Below are 15,384 nucleotides of genomic sequence, written 5' to 3'. Positions count from 1 at the left end.
CAGCGCCTGGTGCGGATGCTGACGGCGGTCGTCGCCAAGCCGACCCGCGCGATCGGCGAGGTCGACCTTTTGGCCCCGGCCGAATATCGCCAGGTGATCACCGACTGGAACGCCACCGAGCACCCGGTCGACCAGGCCGCGACGCTGGTCTCGATGTTCGAGGCGCAGGCCGTGACCAGCCCGAACGCGACCGCCCTCACGTTCGAGGGGACGAGTCTGTCCTACCGTGAGTTCACCGCGCAGGTGAACCGCCTGGCCCGCCACCTCATCGCCCAGGGCGTGGGCCCGGACACCATGGTCGCGCTCGGCATGCGCCGCTCGCTCGACCTGGTGATCGGCATGTACGCGGTGAGTGTGGCCGGCGGCGCGTACGTGCCGCTCGACCCCGACCACCCGGCCGAGCGCACCCACTACGTGCTCGACACCGCGGCGCCGGTCTGCGTATTGACCACTGTCCGTGACGAATTCGATGCGGGTTCGACCGCCGCGCTGAACATCGAGCGCCTGGATCTCTCGGGTTACTCGGATGCGCCGGTCACCGATGCCGAGCGGATCGCGCCGTTGCGTCCGGAGAACACGGCGTACGTGATCTTCACGTCGGGTTCGACGGGTCGTCCGAAGGGTGTGGCGGTCAGCCATGGCGCGATTGTCAACCGTTTGGTGTGGATGCAGGAGGCCTACGGTCTGACCGAGGCCGATGTGGTGTTGCAGAAGACGCCTGCCACGTTCGATGTGTCGGTGTGGGAGTTCTTCTGGCCCTTGCAGATCGGTGCGCGCCTGGTTGTCGCGAAGCCCGACGGCCATCGCGATCCGGCTTACCTCGCCGAGATCATCGCCACCGAAGGCGTCACCACCGTGCACTTCGTGCCGTCGATGATGTCGGTGTTCGTCGCCGAACTGGCCGAATCCGCCGCTGTGGCACTCGCCGACGGCGTGCGGGTTTCGAGCAGCCTGCGCCTGGTGTTCGCCTCGGGTGAGGCGCTGCCCGCGCCGACCGCCCAGCGGATGCGCGCGCTCACCGGCGCGGCCCTGCACAACCTGTACGGACCCACCGAAGCCGCGGTCGACGTGACCTTCCACGAGGTCACCGACACCGACACCACCTCGGTGCCGATCGGTGCCCCGGTCTTCAATACCCAGGTGTACGTGCTGGATTCGCGTCTGCACCCGGTGCCCGTCGGCGTTCCCGGCGAGCTGTACCTGGCCGGTGTGCAGCTGGCGCGCGGCTATGTCGCCCGTCCTGACCTCACTGCCGACCGCTTCGTGGCCGACCCGTTCGCCGTGGTATCCAGCAGCGGGACAGCCGCCCGCATGTACCGCACGGGTGACCTGGTTGCCTGGACTGCCGAGGGTGAACTGGAGTACCTGGGCCGCACCGACTTCCAGGTCAAACTGCGTGGTCTGCGCATCGAACTCGGCGAGATCGAGTCGGCGTTGACCGGACTGCCCTCGATCGCCCAGTCCGTGGTCGTGGTCCGCTCCGACGAGCGTCTCGGCGACCAGCTGGTCGGTTACCTGATCCCGGCCGCCGGTGCGAGCATCGACCTCGACGCCGTGCGCACCGAACTCGGCGGCGCACTGCCGACCTACATGGTTCCGACCGCGTTCGTGATCCTGGATGCCTTCCCGCTCAACGCCTCCGGCAAGCTCGACCGCAAGGCGCTGCCCGCGCCGGTGTTCGAGGCCAAGGTGTTCCGCGCGGCGTCCACCCCGATCGAGGAGATCGTGGCGGGCACCTTCGGCGACGTCCTCGGCGTGACCCGCGTCGGTGCCGACGACGACTTCTTCGAACTCGGCGGCAACTCGCTGCTGGCCACCCAGGTCACCGCCCGCATCGGCGCCGCACTGGACACCCAGCTCTCGGTGCGCGACCTGTTCGAGGCCTCGACGGTCTCCGCGCTGGCCGCCCGCGCCGAGCGCAACGCGGGCTCCGGCCGGACCCGTCCACGCCTGACCGCGGGGGAGCGGCCCGCCGCGATCCCGCTCTCGCCCGCCCAGCAGCGCTACTGGTTCCTCAACCAGTTCGACACCTCCACCTCGGCGGTCGACAACATCCCGCTGGCGGTTCGCCTCACCGGTGAACTCGACGTGCCCGCGCTCGAACAGGCCATCGGCGACGTGTTCGCCCGCCACGAGATGCTGCGCACCACCTACCCGGGCTCGCCCGACGGCCCGCACCAGGTGATCCTGCCCATCTCGCAGAGCCGCGCCGTGGTGCACCACATCGCGGTCACCGAGGCCGAACTGCTCGGCAGCGTCATCGAATTCGCGATGACCACCTTCGACGTCACCCGAGAGGTGCCGCTCAAGGTCGCGCTGTTCGAGCTCAACGAGACCGACCGCGTGCTCGCGTTCACCGTGCACCACGTCTCCGCCGACGGCTCCTCGATGGGCCCGCTGGCGCGCGACATCATGGCCGCCTACGTGGCCCGCGTGCAGGGTGAGGCGCCGCAGTGGGCGCCGCTGCCGGTGCAGTACGCCGACTACGCGCTGTGGCAGCGCGAGGTCCTCGGCGACGAGACCGATCCCGAATCCCTCGCGGCCAAGCAGGTCGCCTACTGGCGGGAAGCGCTCGCCGGGCTGCCCGACCAGCTCGAACTGCCCGCCGACCGGCCGCGCCCACCCGCGCAGTCGTTCCAGGGCCAGGCCATCCGCTTCGAGATCGACCCGGTCCGCCACGCGGCCCTGCACGAGCTGGCCAGGGCGAACAACGCCTCGCTGTTCATGGTCGTGCACGCCGCGCTCGCGGTGCTGCTGGCCCGCCTGTCGGGCACCGACGACATCGCGGTCGGCACCCCGATCGCGGGCCGTGGGGAACGCGAACTCGACGACCTGATCGGCATGTTCGTCAACACCCTGGTGTTCCGCACCGCCGTCGACCCCGGCGCCTCCTTCGCCGAACTGCTCGCCGACGTGCGCAACCGCGACCTGGAAGCCTTCGCCAACGCCGACGTGCCGTTCGAGCGCCTCGTCGAGGTGCTCAACCCGGTCCGCTCCACCGCGCGCAACCCGCTGTTCCAGGTGGGCCTGTCGTTCCAGAACCTGGCCGACACCACGTTCGAACTGCCCGGCTTGACCGTCAGCGCCGTGGACTACGACTCGCAGCTGGCCAAGACCGACCTGCACGTCACCCTCTACGACCGCTACACCGACGACGGCGCACCGGCTCAGCTGGTCACCGAATTCGAGTACGCCATCGACCTGTTCGACGAGTCGACGGTCCAGAGCTTCGCCGACCGCTTCCTGCTGGTACTCGACGCGGTCGCCGCCGACGCCACCATCCCGGTCGGCGACATCGACCTGCTCACCACGCCGGAATCCGCGCAGATCGTCACGGCGTGGAACGACACCGCGCACGCGGTCGACACCGACGCCACCCTGGTGTCGCTGCTCGACGCGACCGTGGCGGCCACTCCTGACGCCATCGCGTTGGTCGTGGACGAACCGGAATCCGACGCGGACGTCGATGCGTCGCGCACTCGGGGCGTCGGCGGGCGTCGGGAGCTCACCTATTCCGAGCTCGATACCGAGGTAAATCGTCTTGCACGGCACCTGATCTCGCGCGGGATCGGTACCGAGGATCGGGTGGCCCTGGCCATCCGCCGCTCCGCCGAGCTGATCATCGCGATGTACGCCGTGGCTCGCACGGGTGCGGCGTATGTGCCGATCGACCCGGATCAGCCCGCCGAGCGCACCGACTACATCCTGGAAACCGCTGCCCCAGCGGTCGTGCTGACCACCGCGAACGCCGAATTCAGTACGGCGGCAGCCGAAGTGGTGGTTCTCGACGAGCTCGACCTGAGCGATGTCAGCGCTGCGGCGATCACCGGGGCCACCGTGGTCCCCGCGAATACCGCGTACGTGATCTTCACGTCCGGCTCGACCGGCAAGCCCAAGGGTGTCGCGGTCTCGCACGGTGCAATCGTGAATCAGTTGCTGTGGGAGACAGCCAAATTCGGTATCGGTGCCGATGACGCGGTGTTGCTCAAGACCGCGGCCACCTTCGACCTCTCGGTCTGGGAGTTCTGGACCGCCGCCGTCGCGGGTGCCCGTCTGGTGGTCGCCACCGCCGATGGTCACCGTGACCCGGCCTACCTCAACGACCTGATGCGGGCCACCGGTGTCACCACGCTGCACGTGGTGCCGTCGATGCTCGACGCGTTGCTCACCGAATCCGGTGCGGCACTACCGCGCACGTTGCGTCGCGTCCTCGCTATTGGTGAGGCGTTGCCCGCCGCGACCGCGCAGCGTTTCAGCACGGCCAACACTGCCGCGTTGTTCAACCTGTACGGGCCGACCGAGGCCGCGGTCTCGATCACCAGCCACGCGGTCACCGCTGCGGATGCGGTGTCGGTCTCGATCGGTGCGCCGGAGTGGAACAGCCGTGTCTACGTACTGGATTCGCGTCTGCGTCCGGTTCCGGTCGGGGTGTCCGGTGAGCTGTACCTGGCCGGTGCCCAGTTGGCCCGCGGTTACTACGGTCGCGCGGATCTGACCGCCGATCGTTTCGTCGCGGACCCGTTCTCGGTGGTCGGTGAGCGGATGTATCGCACCGGTGACCTGGTGGCGTGGAACGCCGAGGGTGAACTCGATTACCGGGGCCGCACCGACTTCCAGGTGAAGATCCGTGGCTTCCGCATCGAACTCGGCGAGATCGAAGCCGCGCTGCTGCGCAGGCCGGGCATCACTGCCGCGGCGGTGCTCGCGCACACCGATCCCGTCGTCGGCGATCGCCTGGTCGCCTACGTCGTGGCCGACTCGGTGGTGGACAAGCTGGCCCTGCGTGCCGCGCTGGCCGAAGAGCTGCCCTCGTACATGGTGCCGACCGTGTTCCTGCAGCTCGATGCGCTGCCGCTCAACGCCAACGGCAAACTCGACCGCAAGGCTCTCCCGGAGCCCGAGGTCGAGAAGGCCGTGTTCCGCGCGCCGGTGAGCCCGAGCGAGCAGCTCGTCGCCGCCACTTTCGCCGAGGTCCTTCGCCTCGACGCCGACAAGCGCGTCGGGCTCGACGACGACTTCTTCGCCTGGGGCGGTAACTCGCTGCTGGCCACGCAGGTCGCCGCCCGCCTCGGCGAGTCGCTCGACACCCGTATCCCCGTCCGCCTGCTGTTCGAGGCGTCCACGGTGGCCGCGCTGGCTCATCGGGTCGAGCAGCACGCCGAGACCGGAGATCGCAAGGCGCTCACCGCCGGCCCGCGTCCCGAGCACATCCCGCTCTCGCTCGCGCAGCAGCGGATGTGGTTCCTCAACCGCTTCGACACCCAGTCTGCGGCCTACAACGTGCCGGTCGCGGTGCGCCTCACCGGTGATCTCGACGTGGCCGCGTTGCGTGCCGCGGTCACCGACCTGGTCTCGCGCCACGAGATCCTGCGCACCGTCTACCCGCAGACCGAAACCGGTGCGGCACAGGTGATCCTGTCGCCCGCACAGGCCGCACCGGAACTGATCGAACGCACCGTCACCGCCGACGAGGTGGAATCGGCGGTCGCGGAACTGATGTCGACGAGTTTCGATGTCACCGTCGAGGTGCCGCTGAAGGTAGCGCTGTTCCGCGTCGAGAACACCGATGAGTTCGTCCTCGCCCTGGTCGTGCACCACATCTCCGGTGACGGCTCCTCGGTCGCCCCGCTGACCCGCGATCTGATGACCGCCTACGCGGCCCGCTCGATGGGTTCGGAGCCCGGTTGGTCGCCGCTGGCCGTGCAGTACGCGGACTACAGCATCTGGCAGCGCGACCTCCTCGGCAGCGAGGACGACGCCGACTCGATGGCGGCCAAGCAGGTCGCGCACTGGAAGCAGGCCCTCGCGGACCTGCCCGATCAGCTCGACCTGCCCGCCGACCGTCCGCGCCCCGCGGTGCAGACCTTCGCCGGTAGCAAGGTCGACGTCCAGATCGACGCCGACACCCACCGCGCGCTGGTCGAACTGGCCCGCGCCGAGGGTGCGACGCTGTTCATGGTCGTGCACACCGCCCTCGCGGTGCTGCTCGCGCGCCTGTCGGGCACCGACGACATCGCCATCGGCACCCCGATGGCCGGTCGTGGCGAAGCGGCACTGGACGACATGATCGGCATGTTCGTCAACACCCTGGTCTTCCGCACCAAGGTCGACGGCGGCGAAGCGTTCACCGAGCTGCTTGCCCGTCAGCGCGAGGACGACATCGCGGCGTTCGCCAACGCCGACGTGCCGTTCGAGCGCCTCGTCGAGGTGCTCAACCCGGTCCGCTCCACCGCACGCCACCCGCTGTTCCAGGTCGGCCTGTCGTTCCAGAACCTCAGCCGCGCCACCCTGGAGCTGCCGGGCCTGACGGTCTCCGGGCTCGACATCGCCACCGAGCTGTCGCAGTTCGATCTGCACCTGATCGCCACCGACCGCTATGGCGATGCCGGTGAGCCCGAAGGTATTTCGGGTCTGTTCACCTACGCGACGGACCTGTTCGACCACGCCACCGTCGAAGGTTTCGTTGAGCGTTTCGTCCGCCTCCTCGGCGCGATCGTCGCCACCCCGCGCACCGCGGTCGGCGATATCGAGCTGCTGGCCCCGGCTGAACGCACCCAGATCCTCGACGCCCGCAACGCCACCACCTACCCGGTCGACACCGAGGCCACCCTGGTCTCGCTACTCGACGCGACCGTCGCCGCCGATCCGAAGTCGACCGCGCTGGTCACCGACGACGGCGCCCAGCTCAGCTACGCCGAACTCGACGCGAAGGTGAACCGTCTCGCGCGGCATCTGATCTCGCTCGGTGTCGGCCCGGAGTCGCGGGTCGCGCTGGCCATGCGCCGCTCGGTGGATCTGGTGGTCGCGATGTACGCGGTGGCCAAGTCCGGTGGCGCGTATGTGCCGGTCGACCCCGATCAGGCGGCCGAGCGCACCGACTACATCCTCGAGACGGCGGCACCGGTCTGCGTGCTGACCGATGCCGACTTCGCCACGGATGTCGCGCCGGTGGTTCGCATCGATGAGCTCGACCTCGAATCTCTCAGCGCAGCAACGATTTCTGATGCTGAGCGCACCGAACCGCTGCGTCCGGAGAACACCGCGTACGTGATCTTCACGTCCGGCTCCACCGGCCGCCCGAAGGGTGTCGCCGTCCCGCACCACTCCATCGCCAACCAGCTGCAGTGGAAGCTGATCGAGTTCGGCATGGACGCCGCCGACGCGGTGCTGCTCAAGACCGCCGCCACCTTCGACCTCTCGGTCTGGGAGTTCTGGTCGGCAGTGGTCTGCGGTGGTCGCCTGGTGATCGCCTCGCCCGACGGCCATCGCGACCCGGCCTACCTCAACGAGCTGATGGCTCGCGAATGGGTCACCACCCTGCATGTGGTGCCGTCGATGCTCGACGCGCTGCTCGCCTCAGGGATGCCCGATTCCGTGTGGCGGGTCCTTGCCATCGGTGAGGCGCTGCCGGGTTCGCTCGCTCAGCGTTTCCGCGCCGAGTTCAGTCGCACCGAGCTGTTCAACCTGTACGGCCCGACCGAGGCCGCGGTCTCGATCACCTCGCACCGCGTCAACGCCGCCGACCAGGCGTCGGTCTCCATCGGTTCGCCCGAGTGGAACAGCCAGGTCTACGTGCTCGACGAGCGTCTGCGCCCGGTGCCCGACGGTGTCGCCGGTGAGCTGTACCTGGCCGGCGCGCAGCTGGCTCGCGGCTACTTCGGTCGCGCCGACCTGACCGCCGACCGCTTCGTCGCCAACCCGTTCACCCCGGGTACGCGCATGTACCGCACCGGTGACCTGGTGACCTGGAACAACCGCGAACTCGACTACCGCGGGCGCACCGACTTCCAGGTGAAGATCCGCGGCTTCCGTATCGAGCTCGGCGAGATCGAAGCGGCGCTGCTCGCGCTGCCCGAGATCGCCCAGGCCGCGGTGGTCGCCAAGTCGGACCCGCGCACCGGTGACCGCCTGGTGGCGTACCTGGTCGGCGCCGGTTCGGCGGGTGCTGTGAGTGACAGCAGTGCGTCCGCCGCGACTGTGGATGGATCCGCCGAAGTCGATGTAGCACTGGTCAAGTCGACGCTGGCCGCTGGTCTGCCCTCGTACATGGTGCCTGCCGCGTTCGTCGTCATGGACGCGCTGCCGCTGAACGTGAACGGCAAGCTCGACCGCAAGGCACTGCCCGAGCCGGAGTTCGAGGCGCAGGCCTTCCGCGCGCCGTCGACCCCGATCGAAGAGATCGTGGCAGGCGTGTTCGCCGATGTGCTCGGCGCCGAACGTGTCGGTGCCGACGACGACTTCTTCGCCCTCGGCGGTAACTCGCTGCTGGCCACCCAGGTCGCGGCCCGCCTCGGTGCCGCACTGGACAGCCGGGTGCCCGTTCGCCTGCTGTTCGAGGCGTCGACGGTGGCCGGTCTCGCGGTGAAGGTCGAGCAGGGTGCGGGTGCCGGTGGGCGTCGCGCGCTGGTCGCCGGACCGCGCCCGGATCAGGTGCCGCTCTCGCTCGCGCAGCAGCGCATGTGGTTCCTGAACCAGTTCGACACCGCGTCCTCGGTGAACAACATCCCCGTCGCCGTCCGCCTCTCGGGCGCGCTGGACGTCGAGGCATTGCAGCTGGCCGTGGCCGATGTGCTCGCGCGGCACGAGACCCTGCGCACGGTGTACCCGTCGACCAACGGCACACCGCACCAGGTGATCCTGCCGGTCGAGGGCAATGTGCCGGATCTGACACCGGAAACCGTTGCTCCCGAACAGGTTCGCGACAAGATCGCCGACGTCATCGCCACCGGCTTCGACGTGATCGGTGAAGTTCCGTTGCGCGCCAAGTTGCTTCGCGTCGAAGCCTCGGGCAGCGCCGAGTCCGCGAACTCCACGGTGGGAGCGGATGCCGAGTTCATCCTCGTCTTCGTGGCCCATCACATCAGTGCCGACGGCTGGTCCATGGGCCCGCTGACCCGCGACGTGATGATCGCCTACGCCGCCCGCGCGGCCGGTGAAGCGCCGGGCTGGGCGCCGATGGCTGTGCAGTACGCCGATTTCAGCGTCTGGCAGCGCGAGGTGCTCGGCTCCGAGACCGACGAGACCAGCCTGGTCGCCCAGCAGGCCGGCTACTGGAAGCGCGCCCTCGCCGGCGTCCCCGACGAGCTGAACCTGCCCCTCGACCGGCCGCGTCCGAGTACGCAGTCCTTCGCCGGTGGCCGGGTGCTGTTCCCGATCGGTGGTGACATCCACGCCGGACTGTCCGCCATCGCTCGCGAGCAGAACGCGACGCTGTTCATGGTTGTGCACACCGCGCTGGCGGTGTTCCTGGCGCGCATGTCGGGCACCGAGGACATCGTCATCGGCACCCCGATCGCGGGCCGTGGTGAGGCCGAACTCGACGACGTGATCGGCATGTTCGTCAACACCCTGGCCCTGCGCACGCAGGTGGGTGGGCAGCTGAGCTTCGCGGAGCTGCTGACCCAGGCCAAGGAAGCCGACCTGGCCGCTTTCGCCCACGCCGACATCCCGTTCGAGCGCCTGGTGGAACTGCTCAACCCCGAGCGCTCCACCGCACGGCACCCGCTGTTCCAGGTGGCGCTGTCGTTCGAGAACCTGCCCGACGCCAGCTTCGAACTGCCGGGCCTGTCGGTCTCGGCCGTCGACTTCGACGTCGATACCGCCAAGTTCGACCTGCTGCTCACCGTGCGTGAAGCGGCGGCCGGGGACGACGCGGGCGCCTACGCCGAGTTCTCCTACGCCAGTGCGCTGTTCGACCAGTCGACCGTGGAGAAGTTCGCGCAGCGCTTCCAGCGTCTGCTCGCCGAGGTCGTCGCCGACACCACCACCCCGGTCGGTGACCTCGAACTCCTCGACGAGACCGAGCGCACCGAACTGCTCACTCGCACAGGCGGTCCCGCCGCTTCGGTGAGCACCCTGCCGGAGCTGCTGGCCCAGGCCGTGGCAACCAACCCGACCGGACAAGCGATTGTCGCTCCCGGCGAGTCGGCCGACAGTGGTCTGGTCGGCGCGCTCACGGCCGCGTCGGAATCGATCGCTCAGTCGGTCTCATCGCTGACCTACACCGAGCTCGACGCGGCCTCCTCGCGTCTGGCGCGGGTCCTCATCGAGCGCGGGGCGGCACCCGAAACGGTCGTGGCCATCGCCATGCAGCGTTCGCTCGACACCACCCTCGCCATCTGGGCCGTGATCAAGTCGGGCGCGGCGTTCCTGCCGGTCGACCCGAAGTACCCGGCCGAGCGCATCGCGCACATGATGTCGGATTCCGGTGCGGCACTGGGCATTACGGTCTCGTCGGAGGTCGATCACCTGCCCGCACCCGCACTGGGTGACTGGCTGACACTCGACGACTCGACCATCCAGGCCGAGATCGCCGCACAGTCCGACACCCCGATCGCCGAGGCCGATCGCCGCGGCGCGGTCCGCCCCGGCAACACGGCCTACATGATCTACACCTCGGGTTCGACGGGCCTGCCCAAGGGCGTCGTCGTCACCCACGCCGGTGTGCCCAACTTCGCCGCCGCCCAGGTCGGGCAGTTCGGTCTCGACAAGAACGCGCGGACCCTGGCCTTCGCGTCACCGTCGTTCGACGCGTCGATCCTCGAGTTCCTGCTCGCGGTCGGCTCGGCGGGCACCCTCGTCATCACGCCGGTCGGTGTGGTCGGCGGCGAGGAATTGGCCGACATCATCGCGAGCCAGCAGCTCACCCACGTGTTCCTCACCCCGCTGGTCGCGGCGTCGATGGAACCCGCGGCACTGGCCGGACTCGAAGCGCTGATCGTCGGTGGCGACAAGGCACCCGTCGACCTGGTCGCGAACTGGCACAGCGCCGGGACCGACCCGGCGCGGCACCGGTTCTACAACGCCTACGGTCCGACCGAGGCGACCATCGCGACGAACCTGTCCGATCCGCTGCTGCCGGGCGACACCATGAACATCGGTGGTCCGATCGCCGGCGCGACCGTGTACGTGCTCGACAACCGTCTGCGCCCGGTCCCCGAGGGTGTGGCCGGTGAGCTGTACCTCGGCGGCGTCCCGCTGGCCCGCGGCTACCACGCGCGCCACGGCCTCACCGCCGAGCGTTTCGTCGCCAGCCCGTACCCGGTGTCGGATGGCGGGGCAGCCGAGGGCCCTGCGGGGTCACGCTCCGCTACCTCCTCCGGGCCCGCCGGCAGCCCCGCGGTGGGCGCGCGCCTGTACCGCACCGGTGACGTCGTCGCGTGGCGCACGGTCAACGGCAAGCCCGTCGTGGAGTACGTGGGCCGCAACGACTTCCAGGTGAAGATCCGCGGTTTCCGGATCGAACTGGGCGAGATTGACGCGGTCCTCACCGCGCACGACGACGTCGAGTTCGCCGCCACCATCGGCCGCAAGACCGACGCGGGCGCCACCATCCTGGTGTCCTACGTGCGCGGCACTGTGGACCCGGCCGCCCTGGTCGAATACGCGGCGCAGCACCTGCCCGCGCACATGGTCCCGGCGGCGGTGATGGTCCTCGACGAGATCCCGCTGACCCCCGCGGGCAAGCTGGACCGCCGCGCGCTGCCAGAGCCGGTTCTCGCCCCACGCGAGTTCCGCACGCCGACAAGCGAAATCGAGGCGATCATCGCAGGCGTCTACGCCGAGGTGCTCGGTGTCGACGCCGTCGGCCTGGACGATTCGTTCTTCGCCCTCGGCGGAGACTCGATCCTGTCCATCCAGCTGGTCTCGCGCGCCAAGGATCGCGGCGTGCTCTTCAAGCCGCGTGATGTGTTCGAAAAGCGCAGCGTCGCAGGGCTTGCCGAGATCGCCGTGCTCGCGGGCGACGCCGAACAGATCGTCCTGGAGGAGCTGCCGGGCGGCGGTGTCGGCGATATCCCGATGCTGCCGATCATGCGCCAGATCCTGGCGAGCGGCTCCACCTACGACCGCTTCTCCCAGTCGATGGTGCTTCGTCTGCCCGAGAACATCACCGCCGAGGTCCTGCACGCCACGATCGGAGCGGTCTTCGACCACCACGACGTGCTGCGTTCGCGGGTCGCGAAGGACCCCGAGACCGGTTGGGTCTTCGAGGCTTTGGCGCCGGGCGAGGTCGACGTGACCACCCTCGTGCGTCGGGTCGAGGTCGCCGGTGACATCGCCGACGACCAGCTCTCCAAGCTGGCCAGCGTCGAGTACGACGAGGCCATGGGTCGGCTCGACCCCGCCCGCGCCGCCATGGTGCAGTTCGTCTGGTTCACCTTCGGTGCGCCCGCCAAGGGCCCGCGCCGCCGCGACGTGCTGCTCATCGTCGGCCACCACTTCGTGATCGACGGCGTCTCCTGGCGCATCCTGATCCCGGATCTCGGCATGGCCTGGGGTCAGATCGCGGCGGGCCAGCAGGTCACGCTGCCGGTCAACGGCACCTCGATGCGACGCTGGGCGCACAGCCTGGTCGAGCAGTCGACGGATCGTCGCGCGGAACTGCCGTTCTGGCGCGAGGTTTCGGCAACGGCTGACCCGCAGCTGGGTGCGCGCGCCTTCGACCCGCGGGTCGACACCTTCGCCACCGTCGACCGGGTGCAGGTCACCCTCTCGACCGAGGTCACCGACGCGGTCCTCACCGCGATCCCCGGCCTCTACCACGGCGGCGTCAACGACGGTCTGCTCACCGCGCTCGCGCTGGCCGTATCCCGTTGGCGTGGTGACGAATCCGGCACCGCGGCACTGATCAAGCTGGAAGGCCACGGCCGCCAGGAAGAGATCGTCGCCGGTGCGGATCTGTCGCGCACCGTCGGCTGGTTCACCACCGCCTTCCCGGTCCGACTCGAGCTGGCCGGTGCCGACCTCGACGACGCGTTCGCCGGTGGCGCCGTGCTCGCCGACGTCATCAAGTCGGTCAAGGAGCAGATGCTCGCGGTGCCCGACAAGGGCATCGGCTACGGCATGCTCAAGTACCTCGACGGCGCTGACCTGCCCAGTGTCGGCCAGATCAGCTTCAACTACCTCGGTCGAGCGAGTGCCGGTGAGATTCCGGCCGAGCTCGCCGAACTCGGGTGGGTGCCGGTGGCGGATCTGGGTCAGCTCGACGCCGAGATGGACCTCGACATGCCCGCCAACGCGACCCTCGACATCAACGCCATCGTCAACGACGGCGACGAGGGGCCGCAGCTCGGCGCGAACATCGCCTTCCCGAAGGGGCTGCTCACCGCCGACCAGGCGCAGGAGTTCGCCGACCTGTTCGTGGCGGCGCTCACCGCGCTCGCCACCCACGCTCAGCGTGCCGACGCGGGTGGTTTCACCCCGTCCGACATGCAACTCGTGCGGGTCGGCCAGTCCGATATCGAGCTGTGGGAGCGCGACTACCCGGCGCTGTCCGAGGTGTGGCCGCTCTCGCCGCTGCAGGCGGGCCTGATGTTCCACGCCATGCTCAGCTCGGCGACCGTCGACGTCTACACCGTGCAGGCCGTCCTCGACCTGACCGGCACCCTCGACACCGAGCGGCTGCGCGGCGCGGCCCAGGCCGTGCTCGACAGGTATCCGAACCTGCGGACCGCGTTCGTCACCGATTCGGCCGGTCAGCCGGTGCAGGTGGTGCTGTCCGAGCTCGAGGTGCCGTGGCGCGAGGTCGATCTCACCGATCTGCCTGAAGACGAGCGGATGCCGCGCATGCGGCAACTGCTGCGCGCCGACCAGGCGAACCAGTTCGACATGGCCACCGCGCCGCTGATCCGCTTCGGTCTGTACACGACCGGCGAGGGCACGGCGCACCTGGCGATCACCGTCCACCACATCCTGGTCGACGGCTGGTCCATGCCGCTGCTCATGCGCGACCTGCTCGTCCTCTACGCGGTGCACGGTGACCTCACCGCGCTCCCACGGGTGGCGTCCTACCGCAACTTCCTGTCCTGGCTCTCCGGCTGGGATCGTGAAGTGTCGCTGCAGGTCTGGGCCGATGCGCTGGCCGGGGTCGAAGGCCCCACCCAGCTCGCGCCCGCGCCGCGCACCGAGGAACGCTACGAACTCGGCAAGGTCATCGTCGAGATCGACAACGACCGCACCAGGGCCCTCGGCAAGTTCGCCGGTGAACTGGGTGTCACCGTGAACACGCTGCTCCAGACCGCGTGGGGCATCGTCGTCGGCCGCCTGACCGGGCGTGACGACGTGGTGTTCGGCGCGACCGTGTCCGGTCGCCCGGCGGAGCTGCCCGGCGTGGAGTCCATGGTCGGCCTGTTCATCAACACCCTGCCCGTGCGCATCCGGATCGATGACCGGATGACCGCGGAGAAGCTGACCCAGCGGGTGCAGTCCGAGCAGGCCGAACTGCTCAGCCATCACTTCGTCGGCCTGTCCGATATCCAGCGGGTGGCGGGCATGGGCTCGCAGTTCGACACGCTGGTGGTGTTCGAGTCCTACCCGATGGACAAGGATGCCGTCACCGCGGCGAGCTCGATCGACGGCATGCAGGTCACCGGTGTCGGCCTCGATGACGCCACCCACTACCCGCTCACGCTGGTGGTGATGGCCGAGTCGACCATCGAGATCACGATGAAGTACCTGACCAGCACCTTCACCGCCGACGAGATCCGCACGCTGTCGCAGCGCCTGCTGCGCGTGCTCGACGAGCTGCTCGACAACCCGACCGGCCTGGTCGGCGACATCGACATCCTCGACGCGAGCGAACGGGCCCAGCTGCTCGCCGATTCCGGTGTGACAGCCGCCGCTTCGGCTCCGGTGGCTTCCGGTGTCGGCGCGCAGACGGTGGCCAAGGTGCTCGCCGAGGTCGTCGAAGCCGATCCGCAGGCACCCGCGCTGCTGCGTGGCGACAGCGAAATCGCCTACAGCACACTGGATCGCAAGTCCTCACAGCTGGCCCGCGTGCTCATCGCCCGCGGTGCGGGCCCCGGTGACGTGGTCGCGATCTCGCTGCCCCGCAGCGTGGATTCGGTCCTCGCCGCCTGGGCTGTGCACAAGGCGGGCGCCGCTGTACTGTTCGCCGGCGAACTCTCCGGCGTCGAAATCGCCGCCGCTGGAGCTGCTTTCGGCATCAGCGCGGCGCCGGTCGCGGGCGTGGCAGGCCAGTGGTTGGTCCTCGCCGACGTCGAAGACGAGATCGCCGCAGCCGCGGCCCACCCCGTCTCCTACGCCGACCGGGTCCGCCCCCTGTCCGAAGACCACCCCGCCTTCGTTCAGGTCGCAGGCGCCACCACCACGACGCTCACCCAGAGCGCCGCGATCACCCTCGCCGAAACCCTGCGCGACGAACACGGCATCGACTACGAATGCACCACCTACACCACCCACGCCTCCGGCCCGGCCGCGATCCAAGAATTCCTGGTCTCGTCCACCGCGGGAGCATTGTCGGTGCTGCCTGCCGGTGCGGTCGAAGACGACCTGGCCGACGGCGAGGTCACCCACTGGTTCGTCACCGCGGTCGACCCGACCGCTGCGGCCGACGGCGAGGTCACGGTAATCGTCGCCGAGTAG

Annotated in this window: 1 protein-coding gene (running past one end of the window); it reads left to right on the top strand. The window is 69.2% G+C overall.

The features are described 5' to 3' along the window. Positions 1–15,384: the end of a non-ribosomal peptide synthase/polyketide synthase gene (locus ACLJPD_RS06260; protein WP_410870767.1), read on the top strand. Its footprint begins 28,797 nt before the window's first position; the window shows 15,384 of its 44,181 coding nt (coding positions 28,798–44,181); its start codon lies beyond the left edge, outside the window; the stop codon is at positions 15,382–15,384.

Origin of the sequence: Nocardia sp. A7 (assembly GCF_046549215.1) — a bacterium.
In the GTDB taxonomy this organism is placed as follows: domain Bacteria; phylum Actinomycetota; class Actinomycetes; order Mycobacteriales; family Mycobacteriaceae; genus Nocardia.
The sequence above is the reverse complement of the archived record's forward strand: the minus strand, read 5'-3'. Positions and strand labels throughout refer to the sequence as shown.